The organism is Ruegeria sp. C5 (genome assembly GCF_056537605.1).
In genome coordinates this window covers 173,295-190,357 of record NZ_JBQFRX010000004.1, presented here as the reverse complement: position 1 = coordinate 190,357, position 17,063 = coordinate 173,295, and the positions used below count along the sequence as shown (strand labels likewise).

The window sequence follows — 17,063 nt, the reverse complement described above, 5'->3', positions numbered from 1 at the left end:
GACGCGTCTCTGTCCGACATCGTTGCCGCATGACATATGAGCTCTTTATCGGTGACCGGTTATTTTCCAGCTGGTCCATGCGCGGATGGCTGATGCTTGAGAAATTCGGCCTGCCATACCGCACCCACATGATTGGCCTTTATTCCGGCACCATGGCGGCGGATATAGAACCACTGGCCCCGGCGCGCCTTGTTCCTGCGCTGCGTCTTCCAGATGGAACCGTGGTCGGCGAAAGCCTCGCGATGGCAGAGACATTGGCAGAACGCCATCCCGAAGCAGGGCTTTGGCCGTCAGACCCCTCCGCCCGCGCCACAGCCCGGTGGCTTTGTGCTGAAATGGTTGCCGGTTTCACAGCGCTGCGGGGGCAATGCCCCATGCAGTTGAAACATTGCTGGGAAGGGTTCAAACCTTCACCTGAAACGATAACTGATTTGCAGCGGATTGAAACCCTCTGGGCCCATGCACGGAAGGTCTCTGGCGCCGCGTCGGGCCCGCTGTTTGGTGCCTATTCTCTGGCTGATGTTTTCTACACGCCGGTCGCTGCGCGAATTATTGGCTACGGACTGCCCGTCTCCGAAGACAATCGCGCATACTGCATGCACCTGCTCTCGGATATCGCAGTTCGACAATGGCGCGCCATGGGCATGACGATCGCGTATGAGCCCTTCCCGTACCCGCAAGACCTTCCCGCACACAGCTGGCCAATTGGTGGGGATTCAGAGGCATTGGCAGTCAGCACAGGCCCCTCGGTCAACACAGCCTGCCCCTATTCCGGCAAGCCTGTACAAGAATATCTGGAACTCGATGGCAAGATTTGGGGCTTTTGTAATCCGTTTTGCCGAGACAAGACCATTGCCGACCCTGAGGCGTGGCCGAAATTTACGGCGATGGTTGCTGACGTTAACGATTCTTAAACTGCAGCCATGGCAGCAACGTCCTGTTAACCAAGAACAGGATTGCCATGGTCGCCCGCGCCCACACTGTTGCCTTTCAAGGAGTCGATGCCCGCCCGGTCGAGGTGCAATGCGCCGTCTCACCGGGCCTTCCGGCCTTTTCCATCGTGGGATTGCCTGACAAGGCAGTCTCCGAAGCACGGGACCGGGTACGCAGCGCGCTAAGTTCGATGGCGATCGCGCTGCCGTCGAAACGGATCACGATTAACCTTTCGCCTGCCGATCTGCCCAAAGAGGGCAGCCATTTCGACCTGCCTATCGCCGTCGCTTTGTTGACTGCGTTGGAAATCATCCCAGCGGATGCTGCCGAGGGCGCTGTCGCGTTGGGCGAGTTGTCTTTGGATGGTTCTCTGGTACCCGTCGTCGGCGCGCTGCCCGCTGCCATGACAGCAGCCGCCGATGATCGCAGCTTGCTTTGTCCCAGCGCCTCGAGCGCCGAAGCCGCGTGGGTGGATGCCACGCAGGTGATCGGAGCGGGCTCGTTGGGGGATGTAGTAAGGCACTTTACCGGTCAGTCTGCGCTGCCCGCTGCGACACCGGGCGAAGTGAAACTATCACCCAACGCACGGGACCTGCGGGACGTGAAGGGGCAAGAGCGCGCCAAACGCGCCTTGGAAATCGCCGCAGCCGGGCGGCATCATTTGATCATGATCGGGACACCGGGTTCCGGCAAATCCATGCTGGCGGCGCGTCTGCCGAGTATTTTGCCGCCTCTGAGCCCGGTCGAAGCTTTAGAGACATCGATGATCCAGTCGCTTTGCGGCTTACTGGACGAAGGTGGCATCAGCCGCGCCAGACCGTTTCGCGAGCCGCACCATACCGCTTCGATGGCCGCGATCGTGGGCGGTGGCAAAGGCGCGAAACCCGGTGAGATTTCACTGGCGCATAACGGCGTCCTGTTCATGGACGAGTTTCCCGAATTTCCGCGCACAGTTTTAGAAACCCTGCGCCAACCTATTGAAACCGGCAAGGTAATGGTCGCCCGCGCCAACGCCCATGTGAAATACCCATGCCGCTTTATGCTGGTAGCCGCCGCGAACCCGTGTAAATGCGGATACCTGACGGACCCGTCCCGCGCCTGTTCACGCGCACCGGTCTGTGGCGAGGATTACTTGGGGCGTATCTCAGGGCCGTTGGTGGACCGGTTCGATCTGCGCATCGAAGTCCCTCCGGTCGGATTTACCGATCTCGACCTGCCGCCTACCGGCGACAGCTCTGCGACCGTCGCAGAGCGGGTCGAAGCGGCGCGCGCCATACAAGCAGATCGCTTTCGCGACACGCCAAATACCCGTCAAAACGCAGATGCAGAAGGCAATGTGCTGGAGGAAATCGCCGCCCCTGATGCCCAGGGCAAAGAACTATTACTGAAAGCCGCGGAACGCTTTGGCCTGTCGGCCCGCGCCTTTCACCGCATCCTACGCGTGGCCCGCACCATTGCCGACCTCGAAGGTGAGCCGGATGTGCGCCGCCCCCATGTCGCAGAGGCGCTGAGCTTTCGCATCAGCGCCAAAGCAGGAGCTTAAAGTTTCGCCTCAATCGCTTGCCAGATTTTCTCGGCGATGTTCACGCCATTGAAGCGCTCAAGCTCCTGAATACCAGTGGGTGAGGTCACGTTGATCTCGGTCAGGTAGTCGCCAATTACATCGATCCCCACAAAGATCTGACCACGTTCCTTCAATAACGGTCCAATCGCAGCGCAGATTTCCATATCTCGCTCGGACAGGCCGATTTTCTCGGGGCGCCCGCCCACATGCATGTTCGAGCGGGTCTCGCCCTCAGCCGGAACGCGGTTGATGGCGCCCACCGGCTCACCATCGACAAGTATGACCCGCTTGTCGCCATTGCGCACGTCCGGCAGGAATTTCTGCGCAATCAATGGCTCACGAGAAAAGCCGGTGAACAGCTCATGTAGCGATGTCAGGTTGCGGTCATTCGCATCAAGACGGAACACGCCAGCACCTCCGTTGCCGTAAAGCGGCTTGAGGATGATATCGCCATGCTTTTCCTTGAACGCCTTGATGGTTCGCAAATCCCGCGCAATCGTGGTGGGCGGAGTCAGTTCAGGGAAATCCAGAACCAGCAGCTTTTCGGGATAGTTTCGCACCCAAAACGGATCGTTAACCACCAGGGCCTGCCCCTTTAGCCGGTCAAGCAAATGGGTCGAGGTGATGTAGTGCATGTCAAACGGGGGGTCTTGGCGCAGCCAGACGACATCAAATTCAGCAAGGTCCACTTCACGCTCAGGGCCCAACACTGCCGGGTTGCCAGCGACTCGTTGCACCGTCATGTCATGGCCGCGCGCCGTGGTCTTGCCTTCCTGGTAAGCCAGTTGATCCGGGCCATAAAAAAACAGCTGGTGGCCGCGTACCTGAGCCTCTTCTGCCAGACGGAAAGAGCTGTCGGCGTTGATATCCACGGCCCCGATTGGGTCCATCTGAAAGGCGATCTTCATGGTGTATCCCTCAATTCCACGCTCGATACATGGCGCAGAGGCTTGACGGGTTCAATGGGGGTCAGTCCAAACCAAAGGCGTTTTCGATGATTTGAACAGTTCCAGTGTCATCAACCAGTGCCGCATCAAACCGAGTATTCGTCAGCTGACCAGCAGGCTCCTGTTCAAGAAACTGGGCAGCGGATGCGCAAATTCGATCCATCTGTCGGCGACTAATCCGAGCGGCTGCACGGTCAAAACTACGGCTTTTCTTAACCTCAATGAAGACCAACCCATCTGCGTTGCGCGCGATCAGATCTATTTCACCGCCAGCACCGCGCCACCTGCGTCTTGCGATTGAATAACCCCGTCGCTCGTATTCGGCGGCCACGCAAAGTTCGGCGGATTGTCCAGCGTGATAAGATACAGAACCCCGAACGGATCTCTGTGCCATATCATCCCTTTCCCAGCTTCAGAGCCATCTGATAGATCGGGCGGCGCGGCAGGCTGAACATCTCTGACACCAGATCAGCCGCATCACGCACCGAATGCGTTTGCAATGCTTTTATCAATGCCTCTTCTACGTCAGCGTCCTTAACAGATTGCGAATGGGCGCGATCCACAAGCAGAACCACCTCGCCCTTTACCGATGCGCCCTCGTACTCTGTTGCCAGATCAGCGAGCGTCCCTCGGCGAGTTTCTTCAAACTTCTTCGTGAGTTCACGGCACAGGGCCGCCTGTCGGTCTCCACCCAAAATATCCGCGAGATCAGAGAGGCAGGCAGCCACGCGCTTCGGCGATTCATAGAAGACAAGCGTTCCGGGGACGCTGCGCAGGGATTCGATTCGTGAACGCCTTGCGCCAGAGGCATTGGGCAAGAACCCGGCAAAGAAAAATGCATCCGTGGGAAGCCCCGCCAATGTCAGCGCCGTCAAAACAGCAGACGGTCCCGGTGCACATGTCACGTTGTGCCCAGCCTCAGCCGCCTGACGGCCCAAATCATAGCCGGGATCGGCGATCAGCGGCATTCCCGCCTCGGACGCGTAAGCCACCGATTGCCCTTGTTCCAGCGCCTCAAGTATTTTGCCCCGCGCGCCCGCGCCGCTGTGATCGTGGTAGGCCAATATGCGGCGCCCTTCGAGCGGCACGCCATGGATTTCCATCAAACGTCGCAAGCTGCGCGTATCTTCGGCAGCAATCATGTCTGCCGAGGCCAAAACATCGAGCGCCCTGAGCGTAATATCGCGTGCCGTCCCGATTGGGGTGGCAATAAAGTACAGCCCAGTGGCCAATCTGATCTTTTGGAAATTCAAAGCTGGACCCTCACAGCGTGACGTTTATTATCGCGGTTCAATAGACCAAGGTGCCCTCAGACGCCGGATCAGGGAGTTTTCTTTTAGATGTTTACCGTTTGCAAGCCCGCACGCAAACTGGCGAAATCCGCCATTGTACTGGCCACGGCCGCTTTTCTGGCCGCCTGTGAAGTCGGCGGCATCAGCGGAGGCCCCTCGATCGACACCTCTGACCCGGTTCCGGTGGCCCTGTTGGTCCCAAGCGGATCACCTCAGTCTGGCGATGCGGCCCTTGCACGAAGCCTTGAGAACGCGGCACGGCTGGCCATCGCGGATTTGCCGAACGTCAAGATTGATCTGCGCGTCTACGACACGGCCGGAAATGCCGGAACGGCTTCGGCGGTTGCACAGCAAGCTGTAGCGGACGGGGCCAAGATCATTCTTGGGCCAGTGTACGCACAAGCCGCAAACGCGGCAGGACTTGCGGTGCTAAACAACAATGTGAACGTGCTGTCCTTCTCGAACAACACCAGCATTGCGGGCGGCAATGTCTATGTGCTTGGCCCCACTTTCCAGAACACGGCCAACAGGCTGGTGAACTACGCCGGACAGCAGGGTAAAAACAGTACTGTCATTGTGCACAGCAATGACTCAGCGGGCCAGCTAGGCCAGTCTGCCATCGCTGCCGCGCTCAGCAACAGCCGCGTCAACAATGCGGGCACAGTTGGATATGACCGGTCACAGCAGGGCGTGATCGATTCGGTTTCGGCGATCAAAGCAACGGTCGATTCGACCGGCGCGGATTCAATTTTCCTGACCGCGACAACCGCAGGCGCGCTGCCGCTTTACAGCCAGTTGTTGCCCGAGGCTGGTGTATCTCCTGCGACAACTCAGTATATCGGCCTGACACGCTGGGACATTCCGGCCCAAACGCTGGAATTGCCTGGCGTACAAGGTGGCTGGTTCGCACTTCCCGATCCGGCAAAGGCACAGGCTTATCGCCAGCGTTACAACAACACCTACGGTGAGGCACCACACCCGATCAGCGGGCTTGCCTATGACGGAATCGCTGCGATCGGAGCCTTGGTCAGCCAGGGCAAATCGAACGCGTTGACAGGTGCAGCATTAACCCAGAACGCCGGTTTTCAGGGTGTCGGCGGTATTTTCCGCCTGCGACCGAACGGTACGAACGAACGCGGTCTGGCTGTTGCCACGATCCAGAACAAACAGGTGGTTGTGATTGACCCTGCCCCACAAAGCTTCTCTGGCGCCGGATTCTAATCGACCGGCGCAGGGCTCTGCGCCCGATGTCAATCTGATCTGCGCGGCTGACGAGATTTTTAACAACGCCGAGGTCAATGCCAACCTGTCCGCCGCTGTTGAAAACAGTTCGGACAACGCAGCCTTGCGCGCCGAGACGGTGCGCATTCTGCGAGAGGCGCAAAAGACAGGCCGCAAGGCGATTGCGGACGCCTTTGCCGAGCGCCCATTTGATGCACTGCCGCTGACGCATTCCTATACCTATCTGACGGACCAGATGGTCGGCACAGCAATGCGCATCGCCAGCGAGCATCTGCATCCGCTGGCAAATCCCACGCAAGGCGAGAAAATCGCTGTGCTGGCAGTGGGAGGTTATGGCCGGGGTGAGATGGCCCCGTCATCCGATGTAGATCTGCTTTTTCTGACGCCGTACAAAATCACCGCCTGGGCCGAGAGCGTGATCGAATCCATGCTCTATATTCTCTGGGATCTGCGGCTGAAGGTCGGTCACTCTTCACGCACGATCAAAGATTGCCTGCGTCTGGGGGCCGATGATTTCACCATCCGTACCGCCATGCTGGAACAACGGTATCTCGTCGGGGATCAGCCCCTTGCGCAAGAACTTGAAGCGCGCCTGAAGACCGATCTTTTCAAAGGCACCGAGCGGGAATTTATCGAAGCCAAGCTGAAAGAGCGCGATGAGCGGCACCTGAAGCAGGGTGAACGCTATATGGTCGAACCCAATGTCAAAGAGGGCAAGGGCGGCTTGCGCGACCTGCAATCGCTCTACTGGATCGCAAAATATATCTATGGCGTAACGGATGTGGCCGAACTGGTCCCTATGGGCCTCTTTACGCCCGAAGAGTTTGACGAGTTCGCGCAAGCCGAAGAATTCCTCTGGGCCGTCAGGTCTCATTTGCATCTGGTGACGGGCCGCGCGACGGAACAACTGACCTTCGATCTGCAGGTCGAGGTGGCCGATCGTATGGGATATCAAGACCGCGCCGGTCGGCGCGCCGTCGAGGTGTTCATGCAACGCTATTTCCGCGAAGCCACCCGTGTGGGCGAATTGACACGGATTTTCCTGACCAAACTGGAAGCCTCGCACATGAAGGGCGCGGCCTTGCTGGAACGTATTTTCCGCCGTCGCCCCCGCGTCAAGGCCGGTTACCGCGTGGTCCATGGCCGTCTGGATATCGCGGACCCTGACACGTTCCTGTCAGACAAGGTCAACCTGTTACGGTTGTTCGAAGAGGGTTTGCGCACGGGTATGCTGATCCATCCCGACGCAATGCGGTTGGTAACGGCCAACTTGAACCTGATCGACGATGAGATGCGCAACGACAAAGAGGCGCGGCGCATCTTTCTTGATCTGATGCTGAAACACGGCAACCCCGAACGTGCCCTGCGACGCATGAACGAGTTGGGGGTTCTGTCAGCCTTTTTGCCCGAGTTTGAGCACATCGTGGCGATGATGCAGTTCAATATGTATCACAGCTATACGGTGGACGAGCATACGATCCAGTGCATTGTCAATTTGGCGCAGATCGAGCGAGGAGAGTTAATCGAGGAACTGCCCTTGGCGTCATCCATCCTGGAGGGTGGTGTTAGCCGAAAGGTTCTATACGTGGCTCTGTTGCTGCACGACATCGGCAAAGGACGCCCCGAAGATCATTCGATTCTGGGTGCGCAAATCGCACGCAAAGTGGCACCACGATTGGGGCTGAGCAAGGCGGATTCTGAAACCGTCGAATGGCTTGTACGCTATCACTTGCTGATGTCCGATATGGCGCAAAAACGCGATATCTCAGACCCGCGCACAATCCGCGATTTCGCGAAAGCTGTTGCAACCGTCAAACGGCTGGACTTGCTGACGGTGCTGACAGTCTGTGACATCCGCGGTGTCGGACCAACGACCTGGAACAACTGGAAGGCTACATTGCTGCGCGCTTTGCATGCTGACACCAAACACGCACTGGAATCCGGGATGGAGGCGCTTAACCGAGCCAATCGTGGAGATGGGGCTAAAAAGCGGTTGCGGGCCGAATTGGAAAACTGGTCCAAATCTGACCTGAAAACCGAAACCGGGCGGCATTATGATCCGTATTGGCAGGGACTGAACCTTTCGACACATGTCGAATTCGCGGAAATGTTGAAATCGCTGGAGGACAGCGGCGATCCAGGTGCCGTAGAAATCCGTCTGCATCCGGATGAGGATCGCGACGCCACCCGCGCGTGTTTTGCCATGGGTGATCATCCGGGTATTTTTTCTCGCATTGCAGGGGCACTTGCCCTTGTCGGAGCCAATGTGGTTGATGCCCGCAGCTATACGACGAAAGACGGATATGTAACTGATGCGTTCTGGGTTCAGGACGCCGAGGGCCATCCCTTCGAGGCCACGCGCCTGCCTCGGCTGACCCAGATGATTCACAAGACACTCAGGGGTGAGGTGGTCGCACGGGACGCATTGAAATCCCGCGACAAGATCAAGAAGCGCGAACGCGCCTTCAACGTCCCGACCCATATCACCTTCGACAACGAAGGTTCAGAGATTTACACGATCATCGAAGTCGACACCCGCGACCGGCCCGGACTGCTATATGATTTGACGCGCACGATGGCAGCCGCCAATGTCTATATCGCGAACGCAGTGATCGCCACTTATGGCGAACAGGTGGTCGACACGTTCTATGTCAAGGATATGTTCGGCCTGAAATACCACTCTGAGGCCAAGCAACGCGGGTTGGAAGCCAAGCTGCGCGCGGCCATCAGGGAAGGTGCCGAGCGGGCCGCATCATGAAGCCGATCCGCCTGATTTCAGGCTTTTTTACCGTTGGGTTCTGGACCTTGGCAAGCCGCATTCTGGGCTTTTTGCGGGAAATCCTGCTGACCGCTTATATCGGGCCCGGACCGGTGATGGACGCTTTCGTCGCAGCCTTCCGACTACCCAATATGTTCCGCCGCTTCTTTGCCGAGGGAGCATTCAACGCAGCCTTTGTTCCAATGTTCTCAAAACGCCTTGAAGGCGGTGAAGACGCCGAAGGTTTCGCACAGGATGCGTTTAACCTGTTGGCGGTGGCGGTGTTGGCGCTAGTCGGTCTGGCGATGGTCTTCATGCCCGCGTTGGTTTGGATAACCGCCGAAGGATTCTATGGTGATGAACGCTTCGATCTGGCGGTGGATTATGGTTACGTCGTGTTCCCCTACATCCTGTTTATGTCCCTCGCTGCGCTGTTTTCCGGAGTATTGAACGCTACCGGGCGCTTCGCCGCTGCAGCCGCCGCTCCTGTGCTGCTGAACATATTCGCCTGCTCCGCGTTAATCTTTGGCGCGATATCTGGTGGAGACATCATACGCTGGCTCATCGCGGTCATCCCAGTCGCAGGCATCGCGCAATTGGCGCTTGTCTGGATTGCGACTGAACGCGCCGGAATTCGCATTCGGCTCGGTCGGCCAAAGCTCAGCCCGGAAATGCGCCGCATGGTGCGGATCGCGGTTCCTGCGGCGTTGGCCATGGGCGTAACGCAAGTCAATCTTGTAGTCGGACAGCTTGTGGCATCAAAAACCGAAAAGGCAGTCAGTTGGCTGTTTGCCGCAGATCGTTTGTATCAACTGCCGCTCGGAGTGGTTGGCATTGCCGTCGGCATCGTGCTGTTACCCGACCTGTCGCGCCGCCTGCGCGCAGACGACAAAGATGGAGCACGCAACGCCTTTTCAAGAGCCGGAGAGTTTACTCTGCTGCTGACCTTGCCTTCGACAGTTGCCTTTATGATCATCCCCGGCCCGTTGGTCTCGGTCCTGTTCCAACGCGGCCAGTTCAGCGCCGAAGATACAGCGGCGACCGCCTTGGCCGTGGCCATCTATGGTATCGGGCTGCCCGCATTCATGCTGCAAAAGCTGCTGCAACCGTTGTTCTTCGCCCGCGAAGATACCAAATCACCGTTTCGATACGCAGTGGTTGCGATGGTGGTGAATGCCGGACTTGCCTTTGGGCTTTATCCCATTGTCGGGTGGATTGCGCCCGCAATCGCAGCGTCGACTGCTGGCTGGGCCATGGTTGCGCTGCTTGCAATCGGCGCGCGCAGAATGGGCGACGAAGCCCGATTTGATGACCGGTTCAAACAGCGGATCTGGCGGGTCGTGGCGGCATCGGCTGGCATGGGGGTGGTGTTGTTTACGGCCATTAACCTCTTCGGCTGGACGTTCGGCGTACCAGGCTGGCGTTACCTTGCGCTGATCGTGCTCATTGTAACTGCGGCGGTGGCCTACTTCCTTTTGGGGCACCTCTTGGGGGCCTTCAGGATTTCGGAATTCCGAACAGCGCTGCGCCGTAGCTAAAGCGCATCAATCCCGCCGGGTTTTGCTAAGGATACGCGCCCATCCACCCGGAGCCAGAAAGAAAGACAAACCAAACCCGGTGGCAAAACCGCCCAGATCGGCGACCCAATCCGAGGTCCCACCGAAGATCAGACCGAACAGCAACTGAATGCCCATAAGAACCGCGATCAGGCTGAATGCGCGCGATTGGTTTTCACCCACCAGAGAAAGCTTGCGCCATAGCAACCACGTGAACGCACCGATTAGCCCGTAGACCGGAGGAAACCCACCAACCAATGGATATGGCGGGTTCAACAGCACCGCATAGGCCAACGCTCCGCCGACACCGGACAAGACGAATATGATCAGCATGGCGACGCTGCCAAAGACCTCAGCCACCATCTTCCCCATCGCCAGAACAAACACGCAGACAAACACAGCTTGTGTGAAATTGGCCTGAACAAAGGGATATGTGACAAAGCGGATCACATGTTCGAACGGCCAGCGCCCGTTCTGGACCATCCAATCGAATATATCGGGCGAAAAGGTATATTGCTGCAACGCATCCAAGCGCCAACCAACAGCAGTCGGCCCTCCGACCAAGCCCCTGCTGCCAAGCAAGAAGATCAGTTCAATCCCGATGATGAACAGAACCAGCGCCACCACGACCGGCGGCAGAGGGTTCACGGGCGGTGTATAATGCTCACTGCTCATTGGGCTGGCCTTTCGCGGCTGTTGACGTCCCTTGGCCTCATGGGTAAGCGACGGGGGCTGATTTTTCCAGACAGGAGTTTCCTTCGATGACCGAGACCCAATTCACGCCGCGCGTGTTTTCCGGCATCCAGCCTTCAGGAAACCTGCACTTGGGTAATTACCTGGGTGCACTTAAACGTTTCGTGGATATGCAGGGGCCGGAATACGAGACCGTCTACTGCATGGTCGACCTCCACGCGATTACTGTCTGGCAAGATCCGGATCGTCTGCGTGAAAAGACCCGCGAAGTTTGCGCGGGGTTCATTGCCGCTGGTCTGGATCCCGAGAAATCCATCCTGTTCAATCAGAGCCAGGTGCCCGAGCACACACAGCTGGCATGGATCTTCAACTGCATCGCCCGTATCGGCTGGATGCAGCGAATGACACAGTTCAAGGACAAGGCCGGTAAGAATGCGCAGAATGCTTCGCTGGGTCTGTTCGCCTATCCTGCCCTGATGGCGGCAGACATTCTGGTCTATCACGCGACCCATGTGCCTGTTGGTGAAGACCAGAAGCAACATCTGGAACTGACGCGCGACATCGCAATCAAGTTCAACCATGACTATGGCGTCGATTTCTTTCCGGTAACCGAACCGGTCATCGGTGGGCCTGCGCCCCGTGTGATGAACCTGCGTGACGGGTCCCGGAAGATGTCGTCGTCAGACCCGTCTGATATGACGCGGATCAACATGACCGATGATGCCGACGCCATCGCCAAGAAGATCCGTAAAGCCAAGACCGATCCGGACGCTTTGCCATCGGAGGTCGATGGCCTTGAAGACCGTCCCGAGGCGCGCAATCTGGTGAATATCTATGCCGCGCTTAGCGACCAGACGGCCGCACAAGTGCTGGCTGAGGTCGGCGGGAAGCAATTCGGTGAGTTCAAGCCATTGTTGGCAGAACTTGCGGTCTCGAAACTCTCGCCCATTTCAACCGAAATGGCGCGCCTGATGGGCGAAGAGGCCGAGATTGATCAGATTCTCGCCCGAGGTGCTGAACGGGCACGTGCAATCGCGGCCCCGATTCTGCAGCAGACCTACGAGATTGTAGGGATGGTCGGTGCGGGCAAGTCCTGACCACGCGATCGCAATCCAAAAAGAACGCCGCCCTTTCTCGGGCGGCGTTTTTCGTTCCGTCGGCTCTTATGCCGCCTGCAGGCTCAGCATCTCGTGCACGATGGATTCCGCAACTTCGTGCGGGCTGACCGCTTCGGCTTTGGCCCGTGTCAGGATGCGATCCATCGTCTGCTCCAGCGCCTGCAACCTACCGGCGACCCAAGCTTCACGCTCTGCGACACGGAGGATTTCCGTCGCCACATTCACGATACCACCGCCATTGGCGACGAAGTCAGGGGCGTAAAGAATGCCACGCTCGTGGAGCAACTGCGCGTCCCGATCGCTGGACAACTGATTATTTGCCCCTCCGGCCACAGCGCCGACTTTCAGTAATGGAATACTCGTTTCGTTCAGGATGCCGCCGATCGCACAAGGCGCAAAGATATCCGCTTCAACGCCGTAGATCGCATCGGGTGCAACGACCCGTGCCGCAAACCGTTCGGCCACGCGGGCCGCTTGCCGGGTGTCGATGTCAGTTACGATTAACTGCGCACCAGAATCGTGCAACAACTGGCACAAATGCTCGCCTACATGGCCAAGACCCTGAACCGATACCGTCAGGCCTTTAAGGCCAGAAAGCCTGAACCGGTGCTGCGCTGTCACCCGGACAGCATTGAATATCCCGCGCGCCGTTATCGGAGACGGATCACCGCTGGCGAACTCACCTTCCGCCAGCCCAGCCACAAATTCGGTTTCAGACCCGATATGCGCCATATCTGCAGGCGTCATACCCATATCTTCTGCCGTCCAGTACAGACCGTTCAAACCTTGAATCACGCGCCCAAAGGCCTGCAAAAGTTCAGGTGATTTATCCTCATGAGGATCCCCGATAATGACAGCCTTGCCTCCCCCGAGCGGCAGATCTGCCGCGGCGTTCTTGAACGTCATGCCCCTTGCCAGTCGCAAAGCATCGTCCAGGGCCTCGGCTGGGTGGCCATAAGGGCGCATGCGCACACCGCCCGCAGCGGGGCCACGTTGCGTTGAGTGGATCGCGATGTAGCCCAATAGACCAAGTGAGTTATCTTTGAATTCGACCACGCGCTCGTGCTCTGGCGCGTCTACGATGGTGATGTCCATTCTTCTCCTCCGGAATGCTTCCGAGAGTTTGCCACCTATCGTCGAGTGATTTTCACCCTTTTGTCACTATATTAGGGAAATTTTTGGTGCTAACATCTAAAATTGAAAACTTTTGTGGAGTTTTTCGCCATGGATGATATCGATTCCAAGATAGTCCGCGCCCTTCAAAACGATGGCCGTATGACTGTCATTGATTTGGCGGAGCATGTCGGGCTGTCCCCGACACCCTGCGCACGGCGTTTGGATCGGCTGCAGCGGGACGGGATTATCACCGGCTACGCCGCACAGGTCGACCCCGAGCGGCTTGGATTCGGCGTCACAATCTTTGTGTCTGTCGAGTTGGAGAAACAGGATCGCAACGCCATCGATTCCTTCGAAAAGGCCATTCGTCGCTGCGACGAGGTGATGGAATGCTACCTCATGACCGGATCACGCGACATTCTGCTGCGCGTGGTTGCCAAAGACCTCAATGCGTTTGATGCATTTCTGGAAAACCGGCTTATGAAAATTTCGGGCATTCGAAACCTACGATCAAACTTCGCTTTGCGCACAATGGTCAAACGCGAAGCGCTGCCCCAGCATCACGGATAATCTGCTGGACCTTGCGTCAGCCCCAACCTAGGTTTCCCCGAAGCTTGAGGGAGGGCGCAATGGCAGTCGGCAAAAACATCCGCACCTATTTCAACGGCCAATGGCATGACGGGGACGCACCGATCATGCGCGCTGCTGACCATGGCGCATGGCTGGGCTCATCGGTGTTTGACGGTGCCCGGTACTTTGATGGAATGACCCCGGATCTGGATGCCCATTGTGCCCGCGTGAACCGTTCAGCCGAGGCGCTGATGCTGACACCTTCTGTAACAATCGAACAGATGGTCGATCTGGTTTACGAAGGGTTACAGAGTTACGCACCAGACACCGCCGTTTACATTCGCCCCATGTATTGGGGCATCGACGGGGATCACACCGCCATCGTCCCTCAGGAAAACAGCACTGGCTTTGCCATCTGTCTTGAAGAAATCCCAATGGCACCCGAAACCGCCTCGGCGACGCTGACAACCACTCGGTTCCGCCGTCCTGTCCTGGAATCCGCTGTGGTCAATGCAAAGGCAGGGTGCCTGTATCCGAACAATGCCCGGATGTTGCAGGAGGCACGCAGCAAGGGCTTTTCGAACGCCCTTGTGGCCGACGCGATGGGGCATGTGGCCGAGACTGCGACCGCAAATATCTTCATGGCGCGCGATGGTGAGGTTTTTACTCCAATCCCCAATGGGACATTCTTGGCCGGGATTACACGCGCGCGGCATATTAAAAACCTGCGCGCCGACGGGGTAACCGTGCATGAAACCGTGCTGAGTTTCGATGACTTTCACGACGCGGACGAAGTGTTCATGAGCGGTAACATGAGCAAAGTGACGCCAATCACCGCGCTGGATGACACCCAGTATCAGGTGGGCCCAATCGCCCGTCGCACACGCGAGATGTACTGGGATTGGGCTGCAAGCAATTGCTGATCTGCTCCTTTTCTGTTTCAGTTGCCACTGCTTACCCTGTGGGGCATGATCCCGAAAACAAACGAGGACAAACATGCGCAAGTTCCTAGTCGTTCTGGACGACAGCCGTGAATGCCTGAACGCCATGCGCTTTGCCGCTATGCGTGCGGCACATACTGGCGGCGGGGTTACGGTTCTTTCGGTAATTCCACCGGACGAATTCAACCACTGGATCGGTGTTGCCGAGGTGATGCGCGAAGAAGCGCGTGAACGTATTCACGCCCATTTCGAGGTGTTCGCCAAATGGATGCGCGACAAACAGGGTGTCGAGCCCGAATTGGCAATCCGTGAAGGCGATCCGGTGGCCGAAATCATTGAACATGTCCAATCCGATGCCGAGATCGGCGTATTGGTTCTGGGTGCAGGTACCGACAAAAAAGGCCCCGGACCGTTGGTGACACAACTGACCCGGAACTCTGGAAGCTTGCCCATTCCTATTACCATCGTGCCCGGCGATCTGAGCAAAGAGAAGCTGGAAGCCATCACCTGAGGTGAATTTATGTCCGCGAAGCTGCAGTTCTGGTTCGACTTCGCATCGACCTATTCTTATCTCAGCGCGATGCGTATCCAGCAGGCGGCTTCGGAATATGGAGTTGCCATAGAATGGCACCCATTCCTTCTGGGGCCGATCTTTGCTGAACAGGGATGGAACAACTCGCCGTTCAACCTCTACCCGGCAAAAGGTCGGTACATGTGGCGAGACATGGAACGGCTTTGCGCCGCGCGCGATTTACCATTTCGGCGGCCCGAGCCATTTCCACAAAACAGCTTGAAAGCAGCAAGGCTAGCGCTGGCGATCGAACCAGCTGATCAACGGGCAGCCTTTGTACGCACTGTCTATTCTGCGCAGTTTGGTTCCGGTCGTGATATATCGAATCCGGCGGTTCTGGTTGAGTGCCTTACCAAATCTGGCGTTTCGACTGATCTGATGGATCGGATAAGCGACCCCGCGATCAAGGCTGCCTTGTTCGAGCAAGTTACTCAGGCCAAGGCTAAACACATCTTTGGTGCGCCGAGTTTCGTTATTGGGGACGAGCTATTCTGGGGTGATGATCGTCTGGATGATGCGATTTCTTACGCCGCCGCAATTTAGAACGGTTCCAAATCTTGACTTCCTCCGCACGGACGCGCATATCAGGTGCATCTTAGACGGAGCCGCGCCATGTTCATTCAAACCGAATCCACACCCAACCCGGCCACACTAAAATTCCTACCCGGCCAGACGGTTCTGGAAGCAGGCACCGCTGATTTTCCAAGCGTCGACGCTGCAGAAAAATCTCCGCTCGCCAAACGCATATTCGGTGTAAACGGCGTAACAGGCGTGTTCTTCGGCAACGATTTTGTCACGGTAACCAAATCTGATGACGTGCAGTGGGATCACATCAAGCCCGCAATTCTCGGCGCTGTGATGGAGCATTACCAGTCCGGCCAACCGGTTATGGGCGCAGGCGCAGAGACCGCCTCGGGCCACGCTGAACACACCGGCGAAGATGCAGAGATTGTCAACCAGATCAAAGATCTGCTGGATAGCCGCGTGCGTCCTGCTGTGGCTCAGGACGGCGGTGACATCACCTTCCACGGCTTCGACCGCGGCGTTGTTTATCTGCACATGCAGGGAGCCTGCGCGGGCTGTCCGTCCTCAACCCTAACGCTGAAAATGGGGATCGAGAACCTGTTGCGTCACTACATCCCCGAAGTGACCGAGGTTCGCCCTGTTGCCGTCTGAACCGACGATTTTGGCATTCGATACATCGGCCGCGCATTGCGCGGCCGCTTTGCTGCGAGAGGGCAAGATTATCGCATCGCACGCCGAGGCGATGACTCGTGGGCAGGCGGAACGGTTGATGCCCTTGCTTGAAGAAATCCTGACCCGGAACAATTGCACATGGCGGCACCTTGATACGATCGCCGTCGGAATCGGTCCTGGCAATTTCACCGGCATCCGTATCTCGGTATCCGCAGCGCGCGGATTGGCTCTTGGGCTCGGCGTGCCAGCGGTCGGGGTGTCGGGGTTTGATGCAGTTGCGGAAATTGCTCCCGACGGACATCTCCCGGCGATTGTCGCACCGCGCGATCAGGTTTATCTGCAGCCTCAGGGGGAATTGCCTTACCTGACCTCACGTCATGCTGCGTCCGATATTGGGCCACTGTATTTCTGCGATGACCCTGAACAGCAGATTCGTGCGATCGCCCAGGTGGCCGCTGGTCGTTGGACGACAGTTCAAGCGCCACCCGCTCCGCTTTATGTCCGCCCTGCAGATGCGGCCCCTTCAAGCGATGTCCCACCGGTGCTTTTGGACGAATGACACCAC

The 17,063-nt window shown here is 57.6% G+C and carries 17 protein-coding genes; 12 read left to right on the top strand and 5 right to left on the bottom strand.

What is annotated here, in order from left to right:
• Positions 1-29 precede the first annotated feature (29 nt).
• Together ACR0AW_RS15360 and ACR0AW_RS15355 are read left to right on the top strand one after the other, a co-directional pair.
• Positions 30-914 carry a glutathione S-transferase gene (locus tag ACR0AW_RS15360; protein ID WP_170733598.1) on the top strand — a complete coding sequence of 295 codons (885 nt, stop codon included), beginning with the start codon at positions 30-32 and terminating at the stop codon, positions 912-914.
• Positions 915-961: 47 nt separating this feature from the next.
• Positions 962-2,476 carry a YifB family Mg chelatase-like AAA ATPase gene (locus ACR0AW_RS15355; protein ID WP_480776503.1) on the top strand — a complete coding sequence of 505 codons (1,515 nt, stop codon included), beginning with the start codon at positions 962-964 and terminating at the stop codon, positions 2,474-2,476.
• Here the strand turns inward: ACR0AW_RS15355 and gshB are convergent.
• The 3 genes from gshB to rsmI form a co-directional block, all read right to left on the bottom strand.
• Complete coding sequence (gene gshB / locus ACR0AW_RS15350; protein WP_170733596.1) at positions 2,473-3,405, bottom strand: glutathione synthase; 933 nt, start codon at positions 3,403-3,405, stop codon at positions 2,473-2,475. The genes ACR0AW_RS15355 and gshB overlap by 4 nt on opposite strands.
• A 61-nt stretch (positions 3,406-3,466) precedes the next feature.
• A complete protein-coding gene (locus tag ACR0AW_RS15345) occupies positions 3,467-3,838 on the bottom strand; it encodes a YraN family protein (protein ID WP_170733595.1) in 372 nt (123 codons plus the stop codon).
• 1 nt (position 3,839) lies between these two features.
• Positions 3,840-4,697, bottom strand: a complete 858-nt coding sequence (rsmI, locus tag ACR0AW_RS15340) for a 16S rRNA (cytidine(1402)-2'-O)-methyltransferase (RefSeq protein WP_170733594.1) — start codon at positions 4,695-4,697, stop codon at positions 3,840-3,842.
• An 87-nt stretch (positions 4,698-4,784) separates the two neighbouring features.
• Between rsmI and ACR0AW_RS15335 the strand changes: the two genes are divergently transcribed.
• Genes ACR0AW_RS15335 through murJ form a run of 3 tightly spaced genes read left to right on the top strand, consistent with a single transcriptional unit; the run spans position 4,785 to position 10,274 of the window.
• On the top strand, positions 4,785-5,957 hold the full coding sequence (locus tag ACR0AW_RS15335; RefSeq protein WP_170395865.1) for a penicillin-binding protein activator: 1,173 nt from the start codon (positions 4,785-4,787) through the stop codon (positions 5,955-5,957).
• Complete coding sequence (locus tag ACR0AW_RS15330) at positions 5,917-8,736, top strand: [protein-PII] uridylyltransferase (protein ID WP_170733593.1); 2,820 nt, start codon at positions 5,917-5,919, stop codon at positions 8,734-8,736. The genes ACR0AW_RS15335 and ACR0AW_RS15330 overlap by 41 nt, the downstream gene beginning before the upstream one ends.
• The gene (murJ, locus tag ACR0AW_RS15325) at positions 8,733-10,274 is read left to right on the top strand and encodes a murein biosynthesis integral membrane protein MurJ (RefSeq protein WP_170733592.1); all 1,542 of its coding nucleotides are present in this window, start codon (positions 8,733-8,735) and stop codon (positions 10,272-10,274) included. Before ACR0AW_RS15330 ends, murJ begins: the two co-directional genes overlap by 4 nt.
• Positions 10,275-10,280: 6 nt before the next feature.
• On the opposite strand, the gene ACR0AW_RS15320 is transcribed toward murJ, so the two are convergent.
• Positions 10,281-10,967 (bottom strand): rhomboid family intramembrane serine protease, encoded by a 687-nt coding sequence (locus ACR0AW_RS15320; RefSeq protein WP_170423757.1) that lies wholly within the window; start codon positions 10,965-10,967, stop codon positions 10,281-10,283.
• Positions 10,968-11,053: 86 nt separating this feature from the next.
• Between ACR0AW_RS15320 and trpS the strand changes: the two genes are divergently transcribed.
• Positions 11,054-12,082: a tryptophan--tRNA ligase gene (gene trpS / locus ACR0AW_RS15315; protein ID WP_170408313.1), complete on the top strand. Its 1,029-nt coding sequence runs from the start codon at positions 11,054-11,056 to the stop codon at positions 12,080-12,082.
• 66 nt (positions 12,083-12,148) lie between these two features.
• Here the strand turns inward: trpS and ACR0AW_RS15310 are convergent, their stop codons facing one another.
• A complete protein-coding gene (locus ACR0AW_RS15310; RefSeq protein ID WP_170733591.1) occupies positions 12,149-13,198 on the bottom strand; it encodes a Glu/Leu/Phe/Val dehydrogenase in 1,050 nt (349 codons plus the stop codon).
• 129 nt (positions 13,199-13,327) lie between these two features.
• Between ACR0AW_RS15310 and ACR0AW_RS15305 the strand changes: the two genes are divergently transcribed.
• The 6 genes from ACR0AW_RS15305 (at position 13,328) to tsaB (ending at position 17,057) form a co-directional block, all read left to right on the top strand.
• Complete coding sequence (locus ACR0AW_RS15305) at positions 13,328-13,789, top strand: Lrp/AsnC family transcriptional regulator (protein WP_170408315.1); 462 nt, start codon at positions 13,328-13,330, stop codon at positions 13,787-13,789.
• Positions 13,790-13,848: 59 nt separating this feature from the next.
• A complete protein-coding gene (locus ACR0AW_RS15300) occupies positions 13,849-14,712 on the top strand; it encodes a branched-chain amino acid aminotransferase (RefSeq protein ID WP_170733590.1) in 864 nt (287 codons plus the stop codon).
• Between the two features lie 73 nt (positions 14,713-14,785).
• The gene (locus tag ACR0AW_RS15295; RefSeq protein ID WP_170733589.1) at positions 14,786-15,241 is read left to right on the top strand and encodes a universal stress protein; all 456 of its coding nucleotides are present in this window, start codon (positions 14,786-14,788) and stop codon (positions 15,239-15,241) included.
• A gap of 9 nt (positions 15,242-15,250) precedes the next feature.
• Positions 15,251-15,844, top strand: a complete 594-nt coding sequence (locus tag ACR0AW_RS15290) for a 2-hydroxychromene-2-carboxylate isomerase (RefSeq protein ID WP_170776382.1) — start codon at positions 15,251-15,253, stop codon at positions 15,842-15,844.
• Positions 15,845-15,913: 69 nt separating this feature from the next.
• Positions 15,914-16,477, top strand: a complete 564-nt coding sequence (locus ACR0AW_RS15285) for a NifU family protein (protein WP_170733587.1) — start codon at positions 15,914-15,916, stop codon at positions 16,475-16,477.
• Positions 16,467-17,057, top strand: coding sequence for a tRNA (adenosine(37)-N6)-threonylcarbamoyltransferase complex dimerization subunit type 1 TsaB (tsaB, locus tag ACR0AW_RS15280; protein WP_170733586.1), 591 nt, complete (start codon positions 16,467-16,469; stop codon positions 17,055-17,057). The genes ACR0AW_RS15285 and tsaB overlap by 11 nt, the downstream gene beginning before the upstream one ends.
• Positions 17,058-17,063 lie beyond the last annotated feature (6 nt).